Genomic DNA, 26,799 nt, shown 5'->3' on the forward strand with positions numbered 1-26,799 from the left:
CTCCATTCCGAGAACGTTAGCCGGCGACCTTTTCGCTTACCGCTTCGGTGGGCTCACTCTTCGGCTTGGCCGACGGAGCGATACCCGCGGCGGCGAACGCGCCACCGCCACCACCACCACTGGTGGAGCTGAACTCGTACGCGCTCTCCGCGTGCTCGGCGGTGTCGATGCCCTCGACCTCGGCCTCAGGGCTGACCCGGAAGCCGATGGTCTTCTCGATCGCGAAGCCGATGATGTAGGCGACCACAAACGAGTACGCCAGCACCGCGACCACTCCCAGCGCCTGCAGGCCGAGCAGCTTGATGCCGCCGCCGTAGAGCAGACCGGCGTTGCCCTCACCGGCCAGCACCTCGACGGCCAGGAAGCCGATGAGCAGCGAGCCGATGATGCCGCCGACCATGTGCACGGCCACCACGTCGAGCGAGTCGTCGTACTTGAGCTTGTACTTCAGGCCCACGGCGAGCGCGCAGACCGCACCGGCGATGAGGCCGAGGGCGATCGCGCCCAGCGGCTCCAGGAACGCGCAGGCGGGGGTGATGCCGACCAGACCGGCGACCGCGCCGGAGGCCGCGCCGAGCGTGGTCGGCTTGCCGTCGCGGAGCCACTCCACCACGATCCAGCCGAGCACCGCGGCGGCGGTGGCGACCTGGGTGTTGATCAGCGAGACGGCAGCGGCGCCGTCGGCGGCGCCCGCCGAGCCGGCGTTGAAGCCGAACCAGCCGAACCAGAGCAGACCCGCGCCGAGCAGCACCATCGGCAGGTTGTGCGGCTTGAACTTGTCCTTGGGCCAGCCGATCCGCTTGCCGAGCACCAGCGCCAGGGCCAGGGCCGCCGCACCGGCGTTGATGTGCACCGCGGTGCCACCGGCGAAGTCGAGCACCCCCAGCTCGTAGATCCAGCCGCCGCCCCACACCCAGTGCGCGACGGGGAAGTAGACCAGGGTGGCCCACAGGCCGGCGAAGAGCAGCCAGGGGCCGAACTTGGCCCGGTCGGCAATCGCACCGCTGATCAGGGCGACGGTGATCACCGCGAACATCAACTGGAACCCGGCGAAGAGAAGGTCGGGAATCCCGCCCTCGGTGCCGCTCTCCAACATGCCACGAAGACCGGCGGCGGAGAGATCACCGGTGATCCCGCCGACGGTGTCGCCGAATGCGATGCTGTAGCCGTAGAACACCCACAACAGGCTGACCAGGCCGATCGCCCCGAAGCTCATCATCATCATGTTGAGCACGGACTTGGATCGCGTCATGCCGCCGTAGAACAGCGCCAGGCCGGGCGTCATGAGCAACACCAGCGCGGCAGAAGTCAAAATCCAGGCGGTGGCACCAGAATCTAGCTCCGGCACGCTGCCTCCTCTCGGGTTGAATTCCCTCCCTCCCGGCATCGCGCAGCATCGCCCGTACGCCGGTTGCGCGGAAGCCTGATCGCCGGCTGTTTCACCCAGAGTCCCCGGCTGGTTTCCGAACCGTGACGGCTTGTTTCGGACGTGTGAAGAACCTCGCACGCCTCGGTGACACGGCGGGGGTGGATCGGCCGTCCGGCGTATCCCGTTCCACCGATGGATCAGCGCAGGGCGTACTCGAGGGCATGCCGTTCGTAGTCGAGCAGGCGCAGGTCCCGCATCGGCCGGCGTAGGTGCCCCTTGTGCACGATCCGGACGAAGGCCGGCTCCCCGGCGGCGGCCATCCGGCGGATGCCCTCCACGTGGTCCACGATCCGCTTGCGGATCGTCCGGATCAACCGGTGCCGGTCACGCGGGATCAACCCGTACGCGTCGGCGAACAACCGCAGCCGGCGTGGGCGGTCCGGATGCTTCCAGCCGAGGATGATCGAGTCCCGGTCCGAGAAGACCGGCACCCAGGTCCAGGCCGCGTACGCCACGTCGTAGATCCGCGCGCCGGGTGAGGCGAGATCGAAGTCGATCAGCCCGAGGGTGCCGTCCGGACGCCAGATCACGTTGTGCGGCGCGGCGTCGTGGTGGCAGATGACCTCGGTGTCCGGTGGGGGCGGGCCGAACGAGCGCCACACCGCCTGCGGGGGCGGGGCGAAGCCGTACTGCGCGTCGTGGAACATCCGCAGCATGGTGGCGACGGTCACCAGGGCCTCGTCGGTGACCCAGTGCGGAGCCAGCGGGTACTCTCCGCACTCCCCCTCCAGGTACGACAGCACCTCGCGGTTGCGCTCGTCCATGCCGAGGGCGCGGGGTGCGCCGGTGAACCCGACGTACTCCAGGTGACGCAGCAGAGCGTGCACGGCCGGCGTCCACGGCCCGACGTTGCGCCGCACCGTGTCGCCCACCCGTACGACGGTGCTCACGTTCCCGCCGTGCAGCGGGATCTCCTGCGAAGTCACGTACGGTCTCCCGAGGCGCTGCGACGGGTGGCTCGGGTCGCGCCAGCCCGCGTACGCGCGATCGTCTCTGGTCACCCGAGGTTACGCGGTCGGACCGGAGGATTCGGTACCCAGCAACGCGTCGACGAACTGCGCGGGGTCGAACGGGGCCAGGTCGTCCGGGCCCTCGCCGAGCCCGACCAGCTTGACCGGGATGCCGAGCTTGCGCTGCACCGCGATCACGATGCCGCCCTTGGCGGTGCCGTCGAGCTTGGTCAGCACGACGCCGGTGACGTTGACCACCTCGGTGAAGACGCGGGCCTGCTCCAGGCCGTTCTGGCCGGTGGTGGCGTCGAGCACCAGCAGTGTCTCGTCGATCGGGCCGTGCTTCTCCACCACCCGCTTGACCTTGCCCAGCTCGTCCATCAGGCCGATCTTGTTCTGCAGGCGGCCGGCGGTGTCCACGAGCACGGTGTCCACGCCGGTGTCGATGCCCCGCCGGACCGCGTCGAAGGCGACGCTGGCCGGGTCGGCCCCCTCCGGGCCGCGCACGGTCTCCGCGCCGACCCGACCGGCCCAGGTCTCCAGCTGGTCGGCGGCGGCGGCCCGGAACGTGTCGGCCGCGCCGAGCAGCACGGTACGCCCGTCGGCGATGAGCACCCGGGCGATCTTGCCGCAGGTGGTGGTCTTGCCCGCGCCGTTGACGCCGACGACGAGCAGCACCGCCGGCACGCCCTCCTTCGGCGTGGTGTGCAGGGAGCGGTCCAGCGCCGGGTCGAGCGCGTTGACCAACTCGGTGGCGAGCAGGGTACGCAGCTCGGCGACCGACCGGGTGCCCAGCACCCGGGTCCGCTCCCGCAGCCGGTCGACGATCTCCCGGGTGGCCTCGACGCCCACGTCGGCGGTGATCAGGCTGTCCTCGATCTCCTCCCAGACGTCCTCGTCCAGCCGGTCGCGGCTGAGCAGGCCGAGCAGGCCCTTGCCGAAGGCGTTCTGCGAGCGCGACAGCCGTGAGCGCAGCCGGACCAGCCGTCCGGCGGTCGGCTCGGGCACCTCGACGGTCGGGGCCGGCGCTTCGATGACCGGCGGCTCGACCAGGACGCCGGTGGACAGATCGGACCCCGGGGCGGTCACCGGCGGCCCGGCCAGGTCCTCCTCGGCGCGGGTGTCGACCTCCGTACGCGGCAGCGGCGGCTCCGGCCGTCGGCGCAGCCGCGGCACGACCAGCCCGATGCCGGCGAGGATCAGCACGCCGAGCAGGGCGAGTGCGACGAGGAGGTAATCCATCATGCCGAAATCCTGTCAGATGCCCGCGACGGCGTCTCATCCACCGCTCCCTCCGGGGCCTTCCACCGGACGGCGGTAGGCTCGCCCAGCCAGCCATGCCACGGCCGCCGGCGGGGTAGTAAGTAGAGGTCCCCCTCACCTCGGAGGTTCGCCATGCCCACCGCCCGACTGCTCATCGGTCCGCTCCTCCGGCGGGTCGTCGGCACCCGGGCCACCGTGTGGGTCGAGACCACGGCACCGGCGGTGGTCACCGTCCGCACTGCCGGCGGCGCCACCGGCACGGCCGCCACCTTCTCCGCGTACGCCCACCACTACGCGCTGGTGGTCGTGGAGGGGCTCACCCCGGACAGCGCCACCAGCTACGAGGTGCTGATCGACGACGAGCTGGCCTGGCCTGCGCCCGACAGCCGCTTCCCGCCCAGCGTGATCCGTACCCGGGCCGCCGACGACCGGGACCAGCCGGTGCGGCTGCTCTTCGGATCCTGCCGGGAGACCACCCAGCACGCCACCACCCGTAAGCTCCCGCCGGACGCGCTCGACGCGTACACCCGGCGGGTGCTGGCCGACCTCGACCCGGCGGCCCTGCCCGATCTGGTGATGCTCCTCGGCGACCAGGTCTACGCCGACGAGACCTCGCCCACCATCAAGCGACTGCTGCGCCGGCGTCGGCGGCGGCCCAAGGGCGCCCCCGACGATCAGGTGGTCAGCTTCGACGAGTACACCAAGCTCTATCTGGAGTCGTGGAGCGACCCGGAGATCCGCTGGCTCTTCTCCACCGTGCCGAGCGTGATGATCTTCGACGATCACGAGATCATCGACGACTGGAACACCTCGGCGTCCTGGCGGGCGGACGTACGCGAGCAGCCCTGGTGGGCCGAACGGATCGCCAGCGGACTGGCCTCGTACTGGGTCTACCAGCACCTGGGCAACCTCTCCCCGGACGAGATCGCCGCCGACCCGGTCTTCGCCAAGGTGCGCGCGGCCGAGGACGCCACCGAGGTGCTGCGCGAGTTCGGCAAGCGGGTCGACACCGAGGCCGACCTGGCGCACGACACCGCACGCTGGCACGCCGTGCAGTACCAGTGGAGCTACGCGCTCGACCTGGGCCGGACCCGCCTGGTGATGCTGGACAGCCGGTGCAGCCGCGTGCTCATGCCCGGCCGACGGACGATGCTGCCGGCCGCCGAGTGGTCCTGGTTCGTCGACCAGGCCCACGGCAGCTACGACCACCTGGTCGTCGGCACCTCGCTGCCGTGGCTGCTGCCGCCCGGCATCCATCACGTCGAGGCGTGGAACGAGAAGCTTGCCGACTCGACCCGCCCGTGGGTCGCGGGCCTGGCCGAGAAGCTGCGCCGCGCGCTCGACCTGGAGCACTGGGGTGCGTTCCGGCGCTCCTTCGAGGGTCTCGCCGAACTGTTCGCCCGCCTCGGCGGTGGCACACCGGGCGGGCCCGACGACCGCAAGGGCGCCGGGCCGGCCTACCCGCCACCGGCGTCGATCAGCGTGCTCTCCGGCGACGTGCACCACTCGTACGTGGCCCGGGTCCGCTTCGCCGCCCCGGACGTACACACGCCCGTCCACCAGCTGACCTGCTCACCGATCCACAACCAGGTGCCGGCCGGGATGCGCCCGCTGATGCGACTCGGCTGGGCCCGCGGACCGGCTGCGGCGACCCGGGCGCTGGCCCGCTCGGCCGGGGTACGCCGTTCCTTCATCAAGTGGCGCAAGCTGGCCGGGCCGTACTTCGGCAACGCGGTGTCGACGCTGACCAACGCCGGCCGTGGGTCGGAAGTGGTGATCGAGGGCACCACCAGCGACGGTGCCCTGCGTGAGGTCGCCCGACAGCGGCTCACCCCGTGAAAGGAAGGGCCCCCTGTTAACGCCTGCGGTATAGGAAGGGCCCCTTCCTAACATTTCACGGCGCGGCGACGTGCGTGGCGGGCGACCGGTCACCGGACACGTGCCCACCGGGCCCGCTCAGGCCGCCAACGCCGCCCGCAGGTACCGCAGGTCCCCCGGGCCGCTCCAGCGGTGCGCCGACAGGCCCGCCACCCGGGCGCCGCTGACGGCCCGGTCCTCGTCGCCGACGAAGAGCACCCGGCCCGGCGCGGTCTCCAGGGCCTCGCACGCGGCCTGGAAGTACTCCCGAGCCGGCTTGTGCACCCCGACCACCGAGGAGTTGACCACCACGTCCAGCTCGCCGGTCAACCCCAGCGTCTCCAGGTCAGCGTCGAGCAGATCGGTGGCGTTGGTGCCCAGCCCGACCCGGATACCCCGGCCGCGTACCTCGCGGACGAAGTCGAGCACCGCGGGGTCGACCTCACCCCGGTAGCGCTGCCACTGCTCGACGGCGGCCCGGGCCCGCTGTGGGCCGCCCGCCGAGTCGGCCAGCGCGCCGGCCACGCTCGACACCCACTCGGCGTGCGTGACCCGGCCGGTCAGCACCGGTTGCAGCTGCTCCCACTGCATGGCGATCTCGCCGAGCACCCCCTCGGAGAGGCCGTACTCGCGCTCCACCCCGGCGGCCACCGCCGGATCGAAGCGCCGCAGTACGCCGTCGAAATCCACCAGGAGCGCCGTCGCGCGTTCCCGAGCCACTACCCGTTCTCCTCGCCGCGGCCGTGCCGCTCGTCGTCGGTGTCGGCCCGGTTGAGCCGTTGACTGATCACCTGGGTGACCCCGCCGCGCATGGTCACGCCGTACAACGCGTCGGCGATCTCCATGGTCCGTTTCTGGTGTGTGATAACGATGAGCTGGCTCTTCTCCCGCAACTGGGCCATCAGCGTGATCAGCCGACCCAGGTTGACGTCGTCCAGCGCCGCCTCGACCTCGTCCATGATGTAGAACGGGCTGGGCCGGGCGCGGAAGATCGCCACCAGCATCGCCACCGCGGTCAGCGACCGCTCGCCGCCGGAGAGCAGCGAGAGCCGCTTGATCTTCTTACCGGGCGGGCGGGCCTCGACCTCCACACCGGTGGTCAGCATGTCGTCCGGCTCGGTGAGGATCAGCCGGCCCTCGCCACCGGGGAACAGCACCTCGAAGACCTGCTCGAACTCCCGCGCGGTGTCGGCGAACGCGCTGGCGAAGACCTCCAGGATGCGGTCGTCCACGTCCTTGACCACGGTGAGCAGGTCACGCCGGGTCGCCTTGAGGTCCTCAAGCTGCTCCGAGAGGAACTTGTACCGTTCCTCCAGCGCGGCGAACTCCTCCAGCGCGAGCGGGTTGACCTTGCCGAGCAGGGTCAGTTCCCGTTCCGCCTTGGCGGCCCGCTTCTCCTGCACCGGCCGCTCGTACCGGACCGGCTCGGGCACCGGCAGGCCGTCGCGTTCGGCGGCGGCCACCTCGGCCCCGGTCGGCGGTACCGGCTGCCCCGGGCCGTACTCGGCGATCAGGGTCTCCACGGTCAGGCCGAAGTCCTCGGCCGCCTTGGCCTCCAACTGCTCGATGCGCAGCCGCTGCTCGGCCCGCGCCACCTCGTCCCGGTGCACCTGGCTGGTCAGCCGGTCCAGTTCACCGCCGAGCCGTTTCGCGGCGGCCCGCACCTCCTGCAGCTCCGCCTCGCGGGTGGCCCGTTCCCGCGCCACCGCGTCGCGGTGCTCCTCCGCCCGGGCGATGCTGGTGGTCAGCCGGGTCAGTGCCGCCCGGGCGCCGCCGGCCACCGCCCGGGCGATGCCCGCGCCCCGGGTACGCGCGGCCCGCCGCGCCGCCGCCCGTTCCCGCGCCGCCCGTTCGGCGGCGGCCTGCCGGCGCAGCGAGTCGGCTCGCCCGGCGATGGACGCCACCCGCTCCTCGGCGGTACGCACCGCGAGCCGGACCTCCATCTCGTTCTGCCGGGCCTGCGGCACCATCGCGGCGAGCTGGTCACGTTCCTCGGTGGACGGTTCGGCGTCGATCGGGGTCGCCTCGGCCAGCCGCAGCCGCTCCTCCAGCTCGGCCAGGGCGGTCAGGTCCCGTTCCCGGGCCGCCTCGGCACGCGACCGGGACTCGCCGAGCCGGTCGGTCTCCGCCTTCGCCGACCGGGCGGCGGCCCCCAGTTCGGCCAGCCGGCGGGCAGCGGCGTTGCGGTGACTCTCCGCCTCCCGCTTGGCGGCGGCGGCGTGCTGCACCACCTCCTTGGCGGCGGCCACCTCGGCCCGCGCCTGCACGAGTCGGTCGCGCAGGTCGGCACTGCCCCGTTCGGCGGTGAGCCGGTTGGCCCGGGCCTCCTCGACGGCCGCCTGCACCTCGATGTAGCTGGGTGCCTTCGCCGAGCCGCCGGCCGCCGCGTACGCCCCGACGACGTCTCCCTCCCGGGTGACCGCCCGCAGCTCGGGGTTGACCGTGACCACCTCGGTCGCGGCGGCGAGGTCGTCGACCAGCACCACGTCGCGCAACGTCCGGTGCACCGCCGGTCGGATCTGCGCGTCACAGTCCACCAGGTCCGGAGCCCAGTGCGCGCGGTCGGGCAGCTTGGGACGCAGCGCGTCGGCCGAACCGGACATCCCCGGCCCGGCCGGGCTGCCGACGAGCAGGCCGGCCCGCCCGGCGTCGGAGATCTTCAGCAGTCGCATCGCCTCGACGGCCTCGTCCACCCCGCTGACCGCGACCGCGTCGGCGAGCCCGCCGAGCGCGGCGGCCAGCGCGGCCTCGTGGCCGGGGGCGACGGTGAGCAGGCCGGCGAGGCTGCCCAGCAGTCCGGGCACCTGGTCGGCGCGGGCCAGCAGCGCGCCGGCGCCATCCTTGCGGCGCAGGCCCAGGGCGAGCGCCTCCTCCCGCGCCTTCCAGGTGGCAGCGTCCTTCTCCGCCGCCCGCTCGGCGTCGGAGAGCGACCGTACGGTCGCCTGCGCCTTCTCCTGGGCGCTGACCGCCTCGGCGTGCCGGGTGTCCAGGTCGGCGTTGTCGCGGTCCGCCTCGGTGGACTGCTCGGCGACCGCGTCCAGGTCGGCCTGGGCCCGCTCGGCGCGGGCCAGCGCGTCGGTGTGCGCGGCGGCGAGTCGTTCGATCTCCTCACCGGCGCTGGTGGTCCGGGCACGGGCGGAGTTCACCTGCCCGGTGAGCCGGGCCAGCCCCTCCCGCCGGTCGGCGATCGCCTTCGCCGCGGCGACCAGTTCCCGCTCCGCCGCGGCGAGCTGGCGTTCCAGCTCCTGGCGGTGCTCGACCGCCTCGGCGAGCCGGATCTGGTCCTCGGTGAGCGCCGCGCGCAGGTCCTCCTCCTGCTCGCGGACCCGCTCGGCCTCGGCCTCCAACTGCTCCGGGTCACGGCCGGGACGCTCGTCGTCGGGGGTCGCGCTGAGGTGCCGCAGCCGTTCCAGCGCGAGTTGCTCGATCGAGCGAAACCGTTCCTGGAGGGCAGCGAGCTTGTACCAGGTGTCCTGGGCGGCGGCCAGCAGCGGCGCGTCGGAGGCCAGCGCCTCCTCCAACTCGCCGAGGCGGAACTGCACCTCGGCGTGCTCGGCCTCCACCTGCTCCCGTCGCTGGCGCAGCGCCGTCTCGTCGGCGATCTCCTTGTCCAACGTGGTACGCAGGGTGGCCAGGTCGTCGGCGAGCAGCCGCAGCCGCGCGTCCCGCAGGTTGGCCTGGATCACGGCGGCCCGGCGGGCCACCTCGGCCTGCCGGCCGAGCGGCTTGAGTTGGCGGCGCAGTTCGGCGGTGAGGTCGGTGAGCCGGTTCAGGTTGGTCTGCATCGCGTCGAGCTTGCGCAGCGCCTTTTCCTTGCGCTTGCGGTGCTTGAGGACGCCGGCCGCCTCCTCGATGAACGCCCGCCGGTCCTCGGGCTTGGCGTGCAGCATGCCGTCGAGCCGGCCCTGGCCGACGATGATGTGCATCTCCCGGCCGATGCCGGAGTCGGAGAGCAGTTCCTGGATGTCGAGCAGCCGGCAGGAGTCCCCGTTGATCTCGTACTCGCTCTCGCCGGAGCGGAACATCCGGCGGGTGATGGAGACCTCGGTGTACTCGATCGGCAGGGCGCCGTCGGTGTTGTCGATGGTCAGCGTCACCTCGGCCCGGCCGAGCGGGGCCCGACCGGCGGTGCCGGCGAAGATGACGTCCTCCATCTTGCCGCCCCGCAGGGCCTTCGCGCCCTGTTCACCGAGCACCCATGCGATGGCGTCGACGACGTTGGACTTGCCGGAGCCGTTGGGGCCCACCACGCAGGTGATCCCCGGCTCCAGCTTGAGCGTCGTCGCGGAGGCGAAGGATTTGAAGCCCTTCACCGTCAGGCTCTTGAGATGCACGTCCCGATCCTCGTCCGGTGGCCGCCGTACCGTCGCCCGGCTGCGCGGACCCTGGTAAACCCGCAGAGTAACCCGGCACCGGGTGGCTCACCCCACGCGACCCGCCTGCCGGCGTCCGGGGCCGGGCAGGAATGCGCGCCGGCACACATCGTGTCGGCGCGCTGCTGTGCGGTGGTGCTATTCGGTTGTGGCGACCAGGTGGGTCAGGTCAGTGCCGGCTCGGCCAGACGGAGCAGATCGTCCGTCTCCGCCGCGGCCGCCGCGAGCCGATCGTTCTCGGCACGCAGACGGGTGACCTCGAACTCCAGTGACTGAACCCTGGAACGCAGTCGGGTGACCTCGTCGAGCAGACGCCGGTCGGGCGCCGCACCTACGTGGCCATAGAGGGCCTTCGCCATTTTGACTCCTTGATATGCGCTGCCGGAGAGGCCGGCCAACGCGCGCCCTGGTGTACGCGACTACCACTCCCACGGATTCTGGGCATGGCCGGGCGCGACTGGCGACACATACATATTGAGCCGGGAGCCCCTGATTCGTCAAGTTCTCGCAGGCCGTAGATCATCTCGACGTCGGCCCGACCGGTCACCGGCGGCTGCCACGAGGCGCGGACACGCTCTGTCCGGACGCCCCGACTCTACGCGCCGGTTCGCTGGATTACCTCACCCGGATGTACAGGGTCCTCTTAACTCTTCCTTAGCCGGATTGCTGCTGCCAAGGGTGACACGTAGCGTCACCTGGGCCCGTAACCGACCCGTGGAGGCGACAGGCGTGCACGGCTGGAACGACCCGCTCGACCCGGAGGCCAGCCCTCGGCGACCGGAACCCCCGACCGAGGACCCGGCGTGGTTGACCGAGCGTCCCGCACCGAGGTCGGCCTACCTGTTCGGTGACGAACCGGATGGTTCGACCGACCGGTGGTACGACGATCAGCCGACCGAGCAGTGGCAGCCGGATGCGACGCACACCGCCCGGCAGGAGGACACCGCCTGGCGGGCCGGCCAGCACCACCACGCCATCGAGCCGGAGAGCGGGTACTACGAGCCGACCGACCGTGGCTGGACGCAGGACGGTCCCGGCGGGCCGGGTGCTCCCGTCGCCGGGTGGGCCGCACCTTCCGACCGCCCGGCCCGACACGCCGCGCCGGAGAGCGACCACCGCGGTGCCGGCTGGGACACCCGGCGGTACGACGCGCCGGCCGGGCCCGCGTCGGGCTACCCGGTCGGCGGGGACCAGGGCCGCCACGACCGGTACGACACGACCGTCGAGGGCCGGTACGGCGTCGCCGCCGGCCCTGGCCCGTACGCCGGCACCGGCGGCCCTGGCCCGTACGCCGGCACCGGCGACCACGGCCGGTACGGCATGCCGGAGGACCGGCGGGGCGAGGCCGACCAGCCGGACGAGCCGGCCGGCACCGGCGATCGCGGGGCACGGCGCCGGTTGCGACGCCCGCTGGTGATGGGCGGTGCCGCCGCGGCAGCCACCCTCGTGGTGAGCATCGGCGTCGCGGCGCTCGCGTTGCCCGGCGACGACAAGCCGACCGGCACCACCGCCGCCGACATTCCCGCCGCCACCGCGCCGGCCCTGCCGGACGATCCGCTGGACCTGCCGCTGGACCCGACCGACTCCCCGAGTCCGAGCCCGAGCCCGAGCGTCTCGCCGAGCAGCGCGTCACCGTCGCCGTCGCCGAGCCGGACCAGCAGCCCCACCCCGGCGGCGTCGCGCAGCACCGCACCCTCGCGGCAGAACGTCGACCGTCAGGGCAGCCCGAACCGCGCCAGCACGCCCAGCGCCACCCCCTCCACGGGCAGCACCTCGGAGGCGGCGGAGGTCGTACGGCTGGTCAACGCCGAGCGGGCCAAGGAGGGTTGCGGCGCGCTCAGCATCGACGACAAGCTGATGACCGCCGCCCAGCGGCACAGCCAGGACCAGGCCGACACCCGGAACATGTCGCACACCGGCAGCGACGGCAGCAACCCCGGGGACCGGATCGACCGGGTCGGCTACACCTGGCGTACCTACGGCGAGAACGTGGCGTGGAACCAGCGCACCCCGGCCGCGGTGATGAACGCCTGGATGAACAGCGAGGGTCACCGGGCGAACATCCTCAACTGCGCCTTCACCGAGATCGGCGTCGGGGTGGCCAGCAGCAACGGGCCGTACTGGACGCAGGTCTTCGCCACCCCGCGCTGACACCGCGCCGCCGGTCCCGGGCCGGACTGCGAGTCCTGATCGGGTCTGTCCTCGTTTGACCGGGTGAGGTACGCACCTGGTTGGACGTACGCCGGTGGGACGTGCTGCGTCCGGTGCTGGCCCGTAGCCTCGACCTGTCCCCCGGCCTGCTCGGTGCCCTGCCCCAGGTCGCCGCGCTGGCACCCTGCCCCGCGCCGTGAACCGGGGCCCGCGCACCGACCGGGCCGCGTCGACTCGTGATCAGCCCCGCAGCGAGCCCCGCGGACGCGGTTGGCAGCGCGGGCAGCTGTACGAGGAGCGGTTCATGAACGCCTCCCGACGGATCGGCGCACCGCAGCGGTGACAGGGCTGCCCCTCCCGGCCGTACGCGTTCAACGACCGGTCGAAGTAGCCGCTCTCGCCGTCGACGTTGACGTAGAGCGCGTCGAAGCTGGTGCCGCCCGCGGTGATCGCCTCGGCGAGCACGTCCCGGACGTGACCGAGTAGCCGTCGGGCGGCCGGGCCGGTCAACGCGTCGGTGGGCCGGACCCCGTGCAGGCCCGAGCGCCACAGCGCCTCGTCGGCATAGATGTTGCCCACGCCGGAGATCAGCGTCTGGTCCAGCAACGCGCGTTTGACCTCGGTACGCCGCCGCCGCAGCGCGGCCACGAACTCGTCGTCGGAGAACTCGGGGTCCATCGGGTCCCGGGCGATGTGCGCGATCTCGGCGGGTAGCCCGGCACCGCCCTCGCTGACCGACAGGCCGCCGAACGTCCGCTGGTCGACGAAGCGCAGCTCGGGTCCGTCGTCGGTGAACCGGAACCGCACCCGCAGGTGTGCCTCGTCGGGGGTGCCCGCCGGTTGCAGCAGCAACTGTCCGGACATCCCCAGGTGCCCGATCACGGCGTCGCCGCTGTCCAGCGGCAGCCACAGGTACTTGCCCCGCCGCCGTACGTCGAGCACGGTCCGGCCGGCCAGGACGTCGGCGAAGTGGACGCCGCCCGGCTGGTGCCGGCGTACCGCCCGGGGGTGCCGCACCTCGACCACGTCGATCCGGCGGCCGGTGACCCAGCGGGCCAGGCCCTGCCGGACGGTCTCCACCTCGGGCAGCTCAGGCACGGTTCGCCTGGACCTCGCCGACGCTCGTGGCCCGCCCGTCGACGGTCACCGCGTCCCGCTCACCGGTCGTGTCGGTGGTCGCCTCGGCCTGGCTCGACTCCGCCTCGGCGTCTGCGGTCAACATCCGCCAGGCGGACTCGGCCGCCCGCTGCTCGGCTTCCTTCTTGCTGCGCCCGTCGGCACCGCCGTACCGGTTCCCGGCGACCACCACCCAGGCGGTGAAGGTCTTGAGATGGTCCGGGCCGGTGCCCTCGATCCGGTACTCCGGCACTCCGAGCCCGAGCGCGGCGGTCAGCTCCTGGAGGCTGGTCTTCCAGTCCAGCGCGGCGCCCCGGCCGGCCGACTCGGCCATCAGCGGGTCGAACAGCCGGTGGATCACGATCGCGGCGGTGTCCAGCCCGTACTGAAGGTAGATCGCACCGAGCAGTGCCTCCAGGGTGTCGGCGAGGATGCTCGCCTTGTCCCGGCCTCCGGTGGTCTCCTCGCCCTTACCCAGCAGCAGGTACAGGCCGAGGCCGTCCGGGCCCAGACCACGGGCCACCTCGGCGAGGGCGCGCATGTTCACCACGCTGGCCCGCAGCTTGGCCAACTGCCCCTCGGGCAGGTCCGGATGGTTGTGGAAGAGCGCGGTGGTGATCACCACGCCGAGCACCGAGTCGCCGAGGAACTCCAACCGCTCGTTGGTGGGCAGACCACCGTTCTCGTACGCGTACGAGCGGTGGGTGAGTGCGCGCTCCAGCAGTTCCGGGTCCAGCCTCACGCCGAAGGCGGCTTCCAGATGGCCGACGGAGGGCCTCCGCCGCTTGTCGTTGCTCATGATGTGCGTACCTCGGTGTCGGTGGTGCGGTCGGTGCGGTGGCCGGCAAGCAGCGCGGCGACCCGGTCGGTGGCGTCGCGTCGCCAGAGGTGGGCGGCCAGGGCGATGCCGGAGGAGATGTCGTCGGGGCGGGCGGCACCGTGACAGACGACCACCGTCCCGCCCACCCCGAGCAGGGCGGCGGCCCGGGGCGCACCCCCACCGGGCGGCGGTCCGCCGGCCATCGCGTACGCGCCCTCGACGGCCTTGAGCAGCACGTTACCGGTGAACCCGTCGGTGACCACCACATCGGCACGCGTGCCGACGCAGACGTTGTACCCCTCGACCAGGCCCACGTAGCGGGCGCCGGCGGGCAGGGTCACGGTACTGAGCACGGGATCGGTGAGGCGGCGGGCCCGATCGCCCTTGCCGGGCTCGGTGCCCACCGAGAGCAGGCCGACCCGGGGTGCGACGACACCGTGGGCGGCGCTGGCGTACGCGGCGCCGAGCACGGCGTGCCGGGCCAGGGTCGCCGGGCTGGGTTCCAACGAACCGCCGACATCGAGCAGCACCACCGGTCCGGAGACGGCGGGCAGGACGGCGGCGAGCGCCGGACGCCGGACCTCGGGCCAGCGACCCAGGCCGAGGGCGGCGGCGGCGACGGTCGCGCCGGTGGACCCGGCGGAGACCAGCGCGTCGGCCTGGCCGGAGTGCACGGCCGCGACGGCCGCACGGACGGTCGAGTCGGCGCGTGCGGTGACGAGTTCGTCGGCCATGTCGACGGCGGTACGCGCGGGCCGGACGGTGACCCGGGCGCGTTCGGCCGGGTCGAGGGCGTGGATCAGCGCGCCGGCCACCTCGGTCGGGCCGACGAGCAGCAGATGCAGGTGAGGGTCGGCGCGCACCGCCCGCAGAGCGCCGTCCACCACGACGGCGGGAGCGTCGTCCCCGCCGAGGAGGTCAACGGCGATCCGTGCGGTGCCCGGCTCCGTCGCGACGCCGGCCGGTGAGAGCCGGCCGGCGTCGGCGGGAGTACCGGGCAATCGCCGGGGTGTGCGCGTCGCCCGACCTGTGGTCGGAGACGTCACTCGGCGTCCAGGTCAGACCTCGAGGACCTGGCGGCCGTTGTAGGTGCCGCAGACGGCACAGGCGGCGTGCGGCAGCTTCGCGGACTTGCACTGCGGGCAGGCCACGGTCGCGACCGCCGCGGCCTTCCAGTTCGCCCGGCGGGACCGGGTGTTGCTGCGCGACATCTTGCGCTTCGGGACGGCCACGGTTCTTACTCCTCTGTACGGGTCAGTTGCGACAGGCCCGCCCAACGCGGGTCGATCTGCTGGTGGCTGTGATCGGCCGGCAGATCGACCAGGTGCACCCCACAGTCGAGGCACAGGCCCGGGCAGTCCTGGCGGCAGAGCGGGTTGGTCGGCAGCGCGAGCACCACCGCGTCCCGCACCGCCGGTTCCAGGTCGATCAGGTCTCCCTGCATCCGGCCGACCTCGTCATCCTCGGTGGTGACGTCCGTGGTGCTGTTCTCGTACGCATACAGCTCCTGGATCGTCACCGACACCGAGTCGTTGATCTCGCGTAGGCAACGCCCGCACTCGCCCCGGACCGGACCGCTGACGGTCCCCGAGACGAGCACCCCCTCGGACACCGACTCCATCCGCAGATCGAGGTCGAGGTCCGCGCCCTCCGGCACGCCGATCAACTCCACGCCGAGGTCCGCCGGTGCCGGGACCACCCGTGTGACGGCACGCAAGACACCAGGCCGGCGCGGTAGCTCCCTCGTGTCGAGGACCAGCGGCGACCTGGGGTCGAGTGAAGTGGGTGAATTCTTGGGCATAGTCAGACTCCGGCCGGTGAGAGGCCGACAAACGAGGTTACCTGCACCGGCGGCCCACCGTCGAACCGGGGCCGGCCTGGGCTGCCCCGGCGTCGGCGGGGATGCCTGCGGCGGGCACCGGCCGGGACGGGCGGCCGCCGGTCGCCGGGCCGCGTCGGCGGCATGCTCGGCGGCGGTACGCCCGCACCGGCGGGTACCGACCGTGGGTCAGAAGGGCAGTGGGCGCTCCGCCTCGTCACCCGCGAAGGTGCCGATCTCGCGCAGCGCGTGCATCTTGTCCCGACCGCGTTCGATGGAGGCCAGCGCCCGGGTGAGGAACTGCTCGAAGTTGGCCAGGGCGGTGTCGACGTAGTCGTCGACCTCCTCACGCAGGCGCTGCGCCTCGGCACGCGCCTCGGCGATGATCCGGGCGCCCTCGTGCTCGGCGGAGACCGTGATCTCGTTCACCGAGACCAGGCGGGCGTGTTCCGCCTCACCCTCGCTGATGATCCGGTCCGCCTCCCGCTTGCCCGCCTCCATGATCTTGTCCCGCTCCTCCAGCAGGACGGCGGCGCGGCGCAGGTCAGCGGGCAGTTCGGCACGCAACTCGTCGAGGGCCGCGATCATCTCGCCCCGATCGACCATGCAGTTGTTGCGCGACATGGGGACGGAGCGCGCCTGCTCCACCATGGCGATCATTTCGTCGATGCGGTCGAGCGGGTCCACCGGTACCTCACTCCTGTCGTTCGTCGGGCCGACCTACATCATGCGGGCTGCGGCCAAGTTCCCGCTTCACCCAATGATGTCGTCCCGGCACCTTCACGACACCCCACCCCGGTCTCCGGCGCGTCGCGCTCCGGCCCTCGGGGCACCCGTGGCACGGGCACGGCCGGACGCCGACGGGCGGCCGGGGCCGCGTCAGGACGGTGAGGTCAGGCGGGCCCTGAGCGCCTCGCGGACCAGGTCGGGAACGTGCGGGCTGACGTCACCGCCCCACTTGGCCACGTCCTTGACCAGGCTGGACGAGAGGAAGGAGTAGAGCGGGTTGGTCGGCATGAACAACGTCTCGACCCCGGCGAGACCGATGTTCATCTGGGCCATCTGCAGTTCGTAGTCGAAGTCGCTGACCGCCCGGATGCCCTTGATCAACACAGTCGCCTGCTGGGCCCGGCAGAAGTCCACCAGCAGCCCGCGAAACGACTCCACCCGGACGTTGTCGTAGGAGGCGGTCACTTCGCGGAGCATGCCTATCCGCTCCTCGACGGTGAACACGCCCGTTTTCGACTGGTTGATGAGCACACCGACGATCACCTCGTCGAACAGTCGGCTGGCCCGACCGATGATGTCGAGGTGACCGTTGGTGACCGGGTCGAACGAGCCGGGACACACCGCACGTCTCATGATCGGCGACCGTACCAAAGGGTGGTCTCGCCGTACCGGCGACTGCGCAGGCCAGTGACGCCTTCCACCCACTCGACCGGGTCGCCACGACTGGAACGCTCGACCACCAGCAGGGCGTCCGGCGCGAGCCAGCCGCCGCCGACCAACCCGGCCAGCATCGCCGTGACGCCGTCGTCCGGCAGCGCGTACGGCGGGTCGGCGAAGACCACGTCGTACGGGTCGCCCTCCGGACCGCCGGCCAGTACCGTGGCGACCTTGCCGGTGACCAGCCGCGCGACGGGGGCCGCCCGCAGCACCGCGATGTTCTCCCGGATCACCCGCGCGGCACGCGCGTCGGACTCGACCAGCAACACGTGCGCGGCCCCCCGGGACAGCGCCTCCAGGCCGACGGCGCCGGAGCCCGCGAACAGGTCGGCGAAGCGCGCCCCGTCCAGGTCCGCCTCCGCCTGCACCGCGCTGAACAACGCCTCGCGGACCCGGTCCGAGGTGGGTCGGGTGCCGGCACCCGGCGGCGCGGCGATCCGCCGGCCACCGAGGCTCCCGGCCACGATCCGGGTCACCCTTCGCTCCTGCTCATGCCCCCGACGCTACGCGAGGGCACGGTGACCGTCGCGACGAGTACGCGGCGGACCGACCGGGCCGACCGTCCGAACCGGACGCTAAGAGCCCTCGACCGATCACCCAGCGTACATCAATTATCTCGCATTTATAACATCATTCTTAGCTCGCGCTGAGGACTGTCCCGTTCCGCACGATCTCGCTATGGTCTGCCCCGGTGCCGGCCGCATCGCCGCCGGCCATCGACACGGGTGGCACCCCTTCCGGCGCGGCACGCTCCGCCGGCGCCGTCCGTCCCACCCGTGCCGACCCGACGCTTCTTCACCCCGGGAGTACGCGTGATCCGACCCAAGCTGTCGCTTCGGCGACCGCTGGCTGTCCTGGCAGCCGCCCTCATCGGCATGACCGGAGCAGTGGCGGTGGCCACCCCGGCCAGCGCCCACCACAACAACATCTCCGCCACCGTCGCCTGCGACCAGCTCAGTGGCGAGCGGGTGATCACCTGGAAGGTGGAGAACCGATACCGGACCGCCACCGTCAAGGGCGTCAAGGCGAACCCGAACACCCCGGTGACGGTGGCGGTCGAGGGTACCGAGAGCGTCCCGCTGCAGGGCTTCGTGATTCCCCAGAACAGCACCATCGAGGCTGTGCAGCGCGTGCCCGGCGACACCGAGCGTGCGGAACTCAAGGTGGCCGCCGCCTGGTACGACAAGGAACGCCGGGGGTCGGACGACCGAAGGATGCGGGTCCCGACGTCGGAGGACACGGGCACCATCGACCTCACCGCCGACGGCACGTGCGCGCCGGCGCCGAAGTGCGTCGACGCCAGCGACGCCAAGTACAGCCACACGTTCGACGGCCCGAAGGGCACCGCGACCGTCGAGCTGAAGGGCGACCTGCCGCTCTGCGGTGACGCGAAGCAGTACTTCACGCTGGTGTCGTACTTCGCGCCGCGCCCGCAGTTCGCCACCCCGCAGTACGTCTACGGCACGCCGGCCAGCGACTACCTCGGCGGCGCCCAGACGAAGATCGAGCTGAACGTCGGTGTTCCGGAGTGCCACACCCAGGTCGACCTGATCTGGGGCGGCGTGGACGAGGTCATCGACCCGCTGGTCGAGAACGGCAAGCGGTACGGCGACAAGAAGCTCGGCGAGAAGGGCGCGCCCGGCAACCGCTCGTCCGGCCCGCAGGGCTGGTACAACGGCGGCAGCAAGAACTGCACCACCCCGACGTCCACCTTCGCCTCCGCCTGCGACGGCACGGTGACCGTCTCGCTGAGCAACGACGGTTCGATCTCCAAGTACGCGGTCGAGTTCGAGGTGCGCGGCGCGAACGGCTGGTCCAAGAAGGTCACCGTCGAGCCGGGCAAGGCCGACAACGAGACCGTGGTGCCCGCCGAGAACGCCGGTGAGATCGAGGTGCTGGTCGACGGCAAGGTCATCGAGGGCGGCACGTACACGTGGCAGCGTCCCGAGGACTGCCCGCTGCCCACCATCACCGCCGACGCGACCTGCGAGACCTTCGCGCTGACCGCGTCGAACCCGGAGGGTGGCCTGCCGGTCAAGGTGGAGTTCACCTACGGCGACAAGACCGAGACCCGGACCGTCGAGCCGGGCAAGTCGGAGAAGGTCACCTTCAAGGCCGGTGACGACGAGGTGGCTCTGGTCGCCCTGCCGGAGCTGGACCTGGAGCTCGAGGTCGTCTACGCGCCCGAGGGCTGCGGCGGTGGCGGCGGTGGCGAGGAGCCCCCGGGCCTGCCGGTGACCGGCGCGGCGGCCGGCGGGATCGCCGCGGGCGCGCTCGCCCTGCTGGCGGTCGGCGCGGTGCTGTTCGTCATGGCCCGGCGGCGTCGGATCCACTTCACCGCCTGAGCCGAGCTGAGGGGTCCCTCCCGCGACTGAGGCGGGACCCCGGCGAAGCCTGAGTCCGAGGGCGCGTCGACCACCCGGTCGGCGCGCCCTCGGCGTCGACACGCCCATCCGGCCCCGGCACACGTCGCTCCTCCCGGCACACGTCGCGGCCCCGGCACACGTCGCGGCCCCGTGATCGTGCTCGATCCAGGATCGAGTGCCTTCCAAGTCGCGCCGGGGCCACTCGATCCCGGATCGAGCGTGATCAACGCCAGGCACTCAGCGCAGGCACTCAGCCCTTTTCGAGGTACTCGGCGCGGTCCGCGTCGACCAGGGCGGCGACCGACGCGGCCAGTGCCGGGTGCCGGGCCAGGTCGGGGTCATCCTCGACCAGCTCAATCGCCTCCGCCCGTGCGTCACGGATCAGGTCCGCGTCGCGCAGCAGCGACAGCAGCCGCAGGTGCGAGCGGCGGCCGGACTGCGTCGCGCCCAGCACGTCGCCCTCCCGCCGCTGTTCCAGGTCGAGCTCCGCGAGCTTGAAACCGTCCGTGGTGGACGCGACCGCGTCCAACCGTTCCCGGGCGCTGCTGCCCTCGGTCGCCTCGGTCACCAGCAGGCAGAGCCCGGGAGCGGTGCCCCGGCCCACCCGGCCCCGGAGCTGGTGCAGCTGGGAGACGCCGAACCGGTCGGCGTCCAGCACCACCATCATCGTCGCGTTGGGCACGTTCACCCCGACCTCGACCACCGTCGTGGCCACCAGGACGTCCAGGTCCCCGGCGGCGAAGGACCGCATCACCGCGTCCTTCTCGTCGGCGGGCAGCCGACCGTGCAGGACACCGATGCGTACCCCGTGCAGGGGTCCCTCGGCCAGCAGCGGGGCGACCTCGGTCACCGCCAGCGGTGGGCGCCGTCCGTTGTCGTCCAGTTCCGGCGGCTCCTCGTCGGCGCCGGACTTCGCGTCCGCCTCCCCGATCCGGGGGCACACCACGTACGCCTGACGCCCCTTGCCGACCTCCTCGCGCAGTCGGCGCCAGGCCCGGTCGAGGAAGGCGGGCTTCTCGGCGGCCGGCACGACGTGCGAGGCGATCGGCGAACGGCCCTGCGGGAGCTGGGACAGCGTGGAGATCTCCAGGTCGCCGTAGACCGTCATGGCCACCGTCCGGGGGATCGGCGTAGCGGTCATCACCAGCACGTGCGGCGGCTGGTCGGCCTTGGCCCGCAGTGCGTCCCGTTGTTCGACGCCGAACCGGTGCTGCTCGTCGACCACCACCAGACCCAGGTCTGCGAAGTCGACGCCCTCGTAGAGCAGGGCGTGGGTGCCGAGCACGATGCCCGCGGCCCCGCTGACCACCTCGGCCAGCGCCCGACGCCGGGCCGCCGCACCCAGCGAGCCGGTGACCAGCTCGACCCGGGTGGCCTGCTCGGCGGCACCGAGCTGCCCCGCCTGGGCGAGCGGGCCGAGCAGGTCGAGCATGCCCCGGTGGTGCTGGGCGGCGAGCACCTCCGTCGGGGCCAGCAGTGCGGCCTGCCCGCCCGCGTCCACCACCTGGAGCATGGCCCGCAGCGCCACCACCGTCTTGCCGGAGCCCACCTCGCCCTGCAACAGGCGGTGCATCGGGTGGTCGGTGGCCAGGTCGGCCGCGATCTCCACGCCGACGTCGCGCTGGCCACCGGTGAGCTCGTACGGCAACCGGGCGTCGAACGCGTCGAGCAGCCCGCCCTGCCGCGCCGGGCGGGCCCGGGCCGGCCAGGCGGCGGCCTGCAGCTTGCGGCGTACCAGGGTCAGCTGCACGGCGAACGCCTCGTCCCACTTCAACCGGCGGCGGGCCCGGTACAGGTCGTCGCGGCTGGACGGCCGGTGGATCTCGCGCAGGGCGGTGCCGAGACCGATCAGCTTCCGGGTGGCACGCACCGTGGCGGGCAGCGGGTCCTCCGGCGGCTCGACCGTGTCCAGCACCACCCGTACGCAGCGGGTGATCACCCAGGTCGGTACGGCCGCAGCCGCCGGGTAGACCGGGATCAACGCACCGGCGAACTCCTCGACCTGCTCGTTGGCCGCGGCCTCCCCGTCGGTCTGGTCGCCGAGCAGCACGTACTCGGGTCCGTTGAGCTGCCGCTTGCCACGGAACTCGGTGACCTTGCCGGCGAACATCCCCCACCGGCCCGGGCGCAGCTCCCGCTCCCGCCATGCCTGGTTGCCGAAGAAGGTCAGGGTGAGTGTGCCGCCGGAACCGTCGCCGACGGTCACCTCCAGCAGGTTGCCCCGGCGCTGGCGCATCGGGCGTACCGCGGTGCGCTGCACCTGGGCCAGCACGGTGACCTGCTCCCCGACGTCGAGCGCGCGGATGTCGGTGTGCTCGCCACGCTCGTCGTACCGGCGCGGGAAGTGGTAGAGCAGGTCACCGGCGGTGTGCAGGTCGAGGTGACCGGCGAGCGCCTTGGCCGTCTTCTCACCGACGAGCTTCTTGAGCGGCGTGTCCACGCTGGACGCTTCCGAGGTCATTCGACACCTACCAGCAGGGAATAACGCGGCTGTCCGCCCGGATACGTGTGCACCTCCACGAAGGGCCACCGGCCGGCGATGTGCGTACGCACCGCCTCGGCCAGCCCGTCCGGCGCGTCCGCCCCGACGAGCAGGGTGACCAGTTCGCCGCCGCCGCCGAGCATCCGGTCGACCAGGGCGACACTGGTCTCCACCAGATCGGTGCCGATCAGGTGCACCTCCCCCTCGACCAGGGCGAGTACGTCACCGGCGCGGCAGGGACCGGCGACGGTGAGCGCGTCCCGGCCGGCCCGGCACACCTCGGCGTGCCGGCAGGCGCCGGCAGCCTCGGCCATCGCGATCACGTCGTCCTCGAAGCGCCGGCCCGGGTCACGGACGGCGAGCGCGGCGAGCGCCTGCACCGGCGAGCGGGTGGGTACCACGCTGACCTTCACGCCCGCCCGGTGCGCCTCCACGGCGACCTGGTTCGCCACCGCCTGCGCGTCCGGGTCGTTGGGCAGCACCACGACCCGCGCCGCCCCGGTCGCGCGGACCGCGTCGAGCAGTTCGCCGGTGGACGGGTTGCCGGACACCACCACCGCTCGCTCACCGGCCAGCAGATCGGCGATACCGGGCCCGGTGGCCACCACCACGGCACCCCGGCCGCCGGAAGCCGGGCCCGGCTCGGTCGCCGTGTCCTGATCGAGGGGTGCCGGGGCCGCATCGGGGGCCGGGGCCGGCTCGGGTGGCCGCTGGTCGGCGAAGCGGGTCACCGAGATCTGGTACGGGCGGCCGGCCACCACGCCCGCCTCGATCGCCGCGCCGACGTCGTCGACGTGCACGTGCACCTGCCAGGTGCCGACGGTCGGGCTGCCGTCGCCGACCACCACCACGGAATCGCCGATCGCGTCCAGCTCGTCGCGCATCCGGCGGACCGCCTCGGGCTCGGCGTCGAGGAGGAACTGCACTTCGTAGGCGTACCCGGGGGACCGGGTCTCCCGCGCGACGGCCGACGGCGGCACCGACCGGGGTGTCGGCGGGCAGGTCACCGGGCTCTCCCCCGTGACCACCTCGACCAACGCGTCCAGCAGCAGGCAGAGCCCCCGCCCACCGGCGTCGACCACACCGGCCCGGGCCAACGCCGGCAACTGCTCGGGCGTACGGGCCAGAGCCGTCGCCGCGCCGGACGCGGCGGCACGCGCCACCGCGGGCAGTTCGCCGTCGGCCGCCCGCTCGGCCGCGTCGGCGGCGGCGGACGCCACCGTCAGCAGGGTGCCCTCCACCGGACGGGCCACCGCCGCGTACGCCGCGCTGCTCGCCGCGCGCAGGGCTGCGGCCAGCTCCCGGCCGCGTACCTCCGGGACGGGGCCCAGCGCGTCGGCGAGGCCGCGCAGGATCTGCGACAGGATCACGCCGGAGTTGCCCCGGGCCCCGAGCAGGGCGCCCCGGGCCAGCAGCCGCAGGGCGTGCCCGTGCGCGGTCGAGGTGCCGTCGGCTCCGGTGTCGAGATCCATCGCCAGGGCCTGCTGGGCCGAGGTGAGGGTGAGCACCAGGTTGGTGCCGGTGTCGCCGTCGGGCACCGGATAGACGTTCAGATCGTCGATCTCCCGCTGGTGCCGCTTGAGCGTGGCCAGCCCGCTGGCACACCAGCGGCGCACGGCGGCGGCATCGAGGGTGTCCAGCACGGTGGAAGCCTACTGTCGTAGGCTGACAACCGCCGGGCGTGTCACGCCTCGGCCGGATCCGCGTGCCGCACGCTTCGGGGAGAGTCTCTGGTAGTGGCGGCCGGCATCCCCTGGTAGGGCCGGTGCGCGGCCACCGAGGCCGGGCCAGGCCCGATTGGGCAGGCGGATGAGGCATCGGGTACCCTGGCCAGGTTGCCCGGGCAGCGCCTGCCGGCGACCTCATGAACGTTCAAACCCAGGAGTATCCCGTGGCTAGCGTGTGCGACGTCTGTGGCAAGGGACCGGGCTTCGGCCACAACGTGTCCCACTCGCACCGGCGGACCAACCGCCGCTGGAACCCGAACATCCAGTCGGTGCGTACCCCCGCCGGTGGCGGCACGACCAAGAAGCTGAAGGTCTGCACGTCCTGCATCAAGGCGGCCAAGGTCGCCCGCGCCTGACGCGGGACCGCGCTGTCGTCCGATGCCGGTGGGCCGTTGGTCCACCGGCATCGTCGTGTCAGCTCTCGGAACGCCCGCGCCGCTGCGGCACCGGGATGTGCCGCCACGCCGGGATGTTAGGAAGGGTCCCCTGCTATACACCAGGCGTTAGCAGGGGACCCTTCCTTGCACTCACAACGTGCGGCCGAACGACAGGCAGCCGGGCGCGTCGGCGTAGAACCCGAAGTTGGGGATCCGCTCGTAGCCGGCACCGGTGTACATCGCGATCGCCTCGGGCTGCCGGTCGCCGCACTCCAGGATGAGCCGCTTACGCCCGTGCTCGCGGGCCGAGCGCTCGATGGCGGCGAGCACCGCACGGGCCACCCCCCGGCCACGGACCTGCGGGTCGGTGTACATCCGCTTCAGCTCGGCGGTGTCGCCCTGGTCGCCGTGGCTGCGCCAGCCGCCGCAGCCGACCGGCTGCCCGTCGAGGTGAGCCACCAGGAACGCCCCGGCCGGGGAGACGAACTCAGCGGCGTTCACCGGCGTCTCGTCGCCGCTGCCGCCGTACCGGGTGCCCAGATCGGCCAGCGTGGCGGTGATCAACCGCTGCGCGACCGGGGAGTCGAACGGCACGACGTGGATCTCGATCTGCTGCACAGGTAAAGGGTACGACCCGACCTGCCCCTTACCCGGCGGGGTCACCGGAAGTGATCCCAGCCGCCCGGGCCGTCGAACGGGAGGCCGTCCACGGTCACTCCGGCACCCTCCCCGACCCGGCCGACCACCCGCCATCCGGCGGGCAGCGCCGTCGCCGCCGGGAAGGTCGCCACCAGCGCGTGATCGTCGCCACCGGCCAGCAACCAGGCGTACGGGTCGACGCCGAGCGCCTGCGCGGCGTCCCGCATCTGCGGCGGCACCTCGAAGGCGTCCCGGGTGAGGTCGACGGCCACCCCGCTGGCCCGCGCCACGTGCCCGAGGTCGGCGAGCAGTCCGTCGGAGACGTCGATCATCGCGGTGGCGCCGAGCCGGGCGGCCTGCGGTCCCGCCGGATACGGCACCTCCGGCCGCCGGTACGCCTCGACCAGCAGCCGGGGCGTCCGGAACCCTCGGGAGAGCACCGTGAACCCGGCCGCCGCGTACCCGGTGCGACCGGCCAGGGCGACGAGGTCCCCAGGTCGCGCCCCGCCCCGGGTCACCGGGGTCCGGCCGCCCAGATCGCCCAGGGCGGTGACCGCGATGGTCAGGGTGGGACTGGCCGACATGTCCCCGCCCACCACGCTGGCGCCGACCTCGGCCGCCTCGGCACCGAGCCCGTCGGCCAGTCCCTCCACCCAGTCGGTGGCCGCGTCGGCCGGTACGCAGAGCGCCACCAGCAACGCGGTCGGGTCGGCGCCCATCGCCACCACGTCCGCGAGGTTCGCCGCCGCCGCCCGACGCCCGATGTCGTCCGCGCTGGACCAGTCTCGACGGAAATGCCGCCCCTCCACCAGCACGTCGGTCGACGCGACCACCCGGGCGTCGGGCGCGGCGACCACCGCCGCGTCGTCGCCGGGGCCGAGCAGGACCGTGCTTCCGTAGGACAGCCGGGAGGTCACCCGGTCGATCAGCCCGAACTCGCCGACACCCGCGACACTCACGCCGGGACTCCGTCGCGCCGCATGCCGACGTGAGACACCGTCGCGCCCAGCCGCACAGCTCGCTCGCTCACTGCTTCTCCTTGGCCACCGATAGGGATCACCCCTGGTCCGTAAGGTACTTTCTCCCTTCGGGCCGCTTTGGCAGGCGGCGACGGAGGGAGGTCGAGCGTGGTACAGGCGTACATCCTCATCCAGACAGAGGTCGGTCGGGCACGTGACGTGGCCGGTCTCATCGCGGATCTCGCCGGTGTGGTCCGGGTCGACGCCGTCACCGGGCCGTACGACGTGGTCGTGCTCACCGAGGCCGACACCGTCGATGAGCTCGGCAAGCTCATCGTCAGCAACGTGCAGATGGTGCCGGGCATCACCCGCACCCTGACCTGTTCGGTGGTGCGACTGTAAGTGGACGAGACCACCAAGCCGGCCGACGACCGCACCGAGGGTGCGAAGGCGCCCGACCGCACCAACCGCTCTGCCGCGCTGATCGCCACCGCGGTGGCGCTGCCGGTGGCGCTGCTGGTGGGCGCGGTCGCCTGGGCCAACCTCCCGTCGAGCGAACCGGCCGCCGCACCCACGGCGTCACCGAGCACGCCCGGCCCTCAGTCCACCACCCCGGTCGAGATGGCCGCTCCGGAGCTGGCCGAACGCCCCACCGTGGTGTGCCGCGCCCTGTTGTCGCAGTTGCCGGCGACGGTCCGCGACCTGCCGCAACGGCCGGTCTCCGCCGGTCCTGAGCAGAACGCCGCGTACGGCGATCCGGCGCTGACGGTGGCCTGCGGTGGCGACCGGCCCGAGCTGGCCCGCGACGAGCACCTCTACCTGGTCAACTCGGTCTGCTGGTACGCGGTGGAGGGGCCGGACGTGACGGAGCTGACCACGGTCGACCGGGAGACGGAGGTGACCCTACGGGTGCCGCACTTCTACGGCGAGGCGTTGCAGTGGGCCGCCCCGATCTCCGCGACCATCGTCGAGTCGATCCCGTCGGGCGACACGAAGCCCACCGGCTGCACCTCATGACCCATCCA

General features: G+C 72.6%; 24 protein-coding genes. 6 read left to right on the top strand and 18 right to left on the bottom strand.

All coding sequences use genetic code 11. From position 1 onward, the window contains the following. Positions 1 to 16: 16 nt before the first annotated feature. The 3 genes from ID554_RS05085 to ftsY all read right to left on the bottom strand — a co-directional run bounded on the left by ID554_RS05085 (position 17) and on the right by ftsY (position 3,624). Positions 17 to 1,285, bottom strand: a complete 1,269-nt coding sequence (locus ID554_RS05085) for an ammonium transporter (protein WP_233527391.1) — start codon at positions 1,283 to 1,285, stop codon at positions 17 to 19. A gap of 281 nt (positions 1,286 to 1,566) precedes the next feature. After that, on the bottom strand, positions 1,567 to 2,430 hold the full coding sequence (locus ID554_RS05090; protein ID WP_191088720.1) for a phosphotransferase: 864 nt from the start codon (positions 2,428 to 2,430) through the stop codon (positions 1,567 to 1,569). 6 nt (positions 2,431 to 2,436) lie between these two features. After that, the gene (gene ftsY / locus ID554_RS05095) at positions 2,437 to 3,624 is read right to left on the bottom strand and encodes a signal recognition particle-docking protein FtsY (RefSeq protein WP_117226735.1); all 1,188 of its coding nucleotides are present in this window, start codon (positions 3,622 to 3,624) and stop codon (positions 2,437 to 2,439) included. 150 nt (positions 3,625 to 3,774) lie between these two features. Between ftsY and ID554_RS05100 the strand changes: the two genes are divergently transcribed. Beyond that, a complete protein-coding gene (locus ID554_RS05100; protein WP_117226736.1) occupies positions 3,775 to 5,481 on the top strand; it encodes an alkaline phosphatase D family protein in 1,707 nt (568 codons plus the stop codon). Positions 5,482 to 5,598: 117 nt separating this feature from the next. Here the strand turns inward: ID554_RS05100 and ID554_RS05105 are convergent, their stop codons facing one another. The 3 genes from ID554_RS05105 to ID554_RS05115 all read right to left on the bottom strand — a co-directional run bounded on the left by ID554_RS05105 (position 5,599) and on the right by ID554_RS05115 (position 10,231). After that, positions 5,599 to 6,219 carry an HAD family hydrolase gene (locus ID554_RS05105; protein WP_117226737.1) on the bottom strand — a complete coding sequence of 207 codons (621 nt, stop codon included), beginning with the start codon at positions 6,217 to 6,219 and terminating at the stop codon, positions 5,599 to 5,601. Beyond that, a complete protein-coding gene (smc, locus tag ID554_RS05110) occupies positions 6,219 to 9,833 on the bottom strand; it encodes a chromosome segregation protein SMC (protein ID WP_117226738.1) in 3,615 nt (1,204 codons plus the stop codon). The genes ID554_RS05105 and smc overlap by 1 nt, the downstream gene beginning before the upstream one ends. A 203-nt stretch (positions 9,834 to 10,036) precedes the next feature. Next, positions 10,037 to 10,231: a hypothetical protein gene (locus ID554_RS05115; protein WP_117226739.1), complete on the bottom strand. Its 195-nt coding sequence runs from the start codon at positions 10,229 to 10,231 to the stop codon at positions 10,037 to 10,039. 319 nt (positions 10,232 to 10,550) lie between these two features. Here ID554_RS05115 and ID554_RS05120 point away from each other — a divergent pair, with 319 nt between their 5' ends. Continuing rightward, positions 10,551 to 12,023, top strand: coding sequence for a CAP domain-containing protein (locus ID554_RS05120; RefSeq protein WP_223884440.1), 1,473 nt, complete (start codon positions 10,551 to 10,553; stop codon positions 12,021 to 12,023). Between the two features lie 240 nt (positions 12,024 to 12,263). On the opposite strand, the gene mutM is transcribed toward ID554_RS05120, so the two are convergent. From mutM to rsmD, 8 genes are all read right to left on the bottom strand, one after another. Then, positions 12,264 to 13,121, bottom strand: a complete 858-nt coding sequence (gene mutM, locus ID554_RS05125) for a bifunctional DNA-formamidopyrimidine glycosylase/DNA-(apurinic or apyrimidinic site) lyase (protein ID WP_117226741.1) — start codon at positions 13,119 to 13,121, stop codon at positions 12,264 to 12,266. Further along, positions 13,114 to 13,938 (bottom strand): ribonuclease III, encoded by an 825-nt coding sequence (rnc, locus tag ID554_RS05130; RefSeq protein WP_117226742.1) that lies wholly within the window; start codon positions 13,936 to 13,938, stop codon positions 13,114 to 13,116. Before rnc ends, mutM begins: the two co-directional genes overlap by 8 nt. Next, positions 13,935 to 14,960 carry a phosphate acyltransferase PlsX gene (locus ID554_RS05135; protein WP_223884441.1) on the bottom strand — a complete coding sequence of 342 codons (1,026 nt, stop codon included), beginning with the start codon at positions 14,958 to 14,960 and terminating at the stop codon, positions 13,935 to 13,937. Before ID554_RS05135 ends, rnc begins: the two co-directional genes overlap by 4 nt. Before the next feature lie 57 nt (positions 14,961 to 15,017). Beyond that, entirely contained in the window at positions 15,018 to 15,191 is a 174-nt protein-coding gene (rpmF, locus tag ID554_RS05140; protein WP_117226744.1) for a 50S ribosomal protein L32, read from the bottom strand. 5 nt (positions 15,192 to 15,196) lie between these two features. Beyond that, the gene (locus ID554_RS05145) at positions 15,197 to 15,760 is read right to left on the bottom strand and encodes a YceD family protein (RefSeq protein WP_117226745.1); all 564 of its coding nucleotides are present in this window, start codon (positions 15,758 to 15,760) and stop codon (positions 15,197 to 15,199) included. A 207-nt stretch (positions 15,761 to 15,967) separates the two neighbouring features. After that, positions 15,968 to 16,465 (bottom strand): SPFH domain-containing protein, encoded by a 498-nt coding sequence (locus ID554_RS05150; RefSeq protein ID WP_117226746.1) that lies wholly within the window; start codon positions 16,463 to 16,465, stop codon positions 15,968 to 15,970. A 192-nt stretch (positions 16,466 to 16,657) separates the two neighbouring features. After that, positions 16,658 to 17,140, bottom strand: coding sequence for a pantetheine-phosphate adenylyltransferase (coaD, locus tag ID554_RS05155; protein ID WP_117226747.1), 483 nt, complete (start codon positions 17,138 to 17,140; stop codon positions 16,658 to 16,660). Continuing rightward, complete coding sequence (gene rsmD, locus ID554_RS05160) at positions 17,137 to 17,700, bottom strand: 16S rRNA (guanine(966)-N(2))-methyltransferase RsmD (protein ID WP_117226748.1); 564 nt, start codon at positions 17,698 to 17,700, stop codon at positions 17,137 to 17,139. The genes coaD and rsmD overlap by 4 nt, the downstream gene beginning before the upstream one ends. Before the next feature lie 336 nt (positions 17,701 to 18,036). Between rsmD and ID554_RS05165 the strand changes: the two genes are divergently transcribed. Beyond that, the gene (locus tag ID554_RS05165; protein WP_117226749.1) at positions 18,037 to 19,569 is read left to right on the top strand and encodes a cell wall anchor protein; all 1,533 of its coding nucleotides are present in this window, start codon (positions 18,037 to 18,039) and stop codon (positions 19,567 to 19,569) included. Between the two features lie 271 nt (positions 19,570 to 19,840). Here the strand turns inward: ID554_RS05165 and recG are convergent, their stop codons facing one another. Both recG and ID554_RS05175 read right to left on the bottom strand, forming a co-directional pair. Beyond that, entirely contained in the window at positions 19,841 to 22,051 is a 2,211-nt protein-coding gene (recG, locus tag ID554_RS05170) for an ATP-dependent DNA helicase RecG (protein WP_117226750.1), read from the bottom strand. Next, entirely contained in the window at positions 22,048 to 23,715 is a 1,668-nt protein-coding gene (locus tag ID554_RS05175) for a DAK2 domain-containing protein (RefSeq protein WP_117226751.1), read from the bottom strand. The genes recG and ID554_RS05175 overlap by 4 nt, the downstream gene beginning before the upstream one ends. 248 nt (positions 23,716 to 23,963) lie before the next feature. Here ID554_RS05175 and rpmB point away from each other — a divergent pair, with 248 nt between their 5' ends. After that, complete coding sequence (gene rpmB / locus ID554_RS05180) at positions 23,964 to 24,155, top strand: 50S ribosomal protein L28 (protein ID WP_117226752.1); 192 nt, start codon at positions 23,964 to 23,966, stop codon at positions 24,153 to 24,155. A gap of 171 nt (positions 24,156 to 24,326) precedes the next feature. On the opposite strand, the gene ID554_RS05185 is transcribed toward rpmB, so the two are convergent. Both ID554_RS05185 and ID554_RS05190 read right to left on the bottom strand, forming a co-directional pair. Then, the gene (locus ID554_RS05185; protein WP_117226753.1) at positions 24,327 to 24,794 is read right to left on the bottom strand and encodes a GNAT family N-acetyltransferase; all 468 of its coding nucleotides are present in this window, start codon (positions 24,792 to 24,794) and stop codon (positions 24,327 to 24,329) included. Positions 24,795 to 24,835: 41 nt separating this feature from the next. Further along, complete coding sequence (locus ID554_RS05190) at positions 24,836 to 25,774, bottom strand: thiamine-phosphate kinase (RefSeq protein ID WP_117226754.1); 939 nt, start codon at positions 25,772 to 25,774, stop codon at positions 24,836 to 24,838. Positions 25,775 to 25,942: 168 nt separating this feature from the next. Here ID554_RS05190 and ID554_RS05195 point away from each other — a divergent pair, with 168 nt between their 5' ends. Both ID554_RS05195 and ID554_RS05200 read left to right on the top strand, forming a co-directional pair. After that, the gene (locus ID554_RS05195) at positions 25,943 to 26,176 is read left to right on the top strand and encodes an Lrp/AsnC ligand binding domain-containing protein (RefSeq protein WP_117226755.1); all 234 of its coding nucleotides are present in this window, start codon (positions 25,943 to 25,945) and stop codon (positions 26,174 to 26,176) included. Beyond that, entirely contained in the window at positions 26,177 to 26,791 is a 615-nt protein-coding gene (locus tag ID554_RS05200; protein ID WP_117226756.1) for a DUF3515 domain-containing protein, read from the top strand. The last annotated feature ends 8 nt before the right edge of the window (positions 26,792 to 26,799 follow it).

Origin of the sequence: Micromonospora craniellae, from assembly GCF_014764405.1 — a bacterium.
In the GTDB taxonomy this organism is placed as follows: Bacteria; Actinomycetota; Actinomycetes; order Mycobacteriales; family Micromonosporaceae; genus Micromonospora; species Micromonospora craniellae.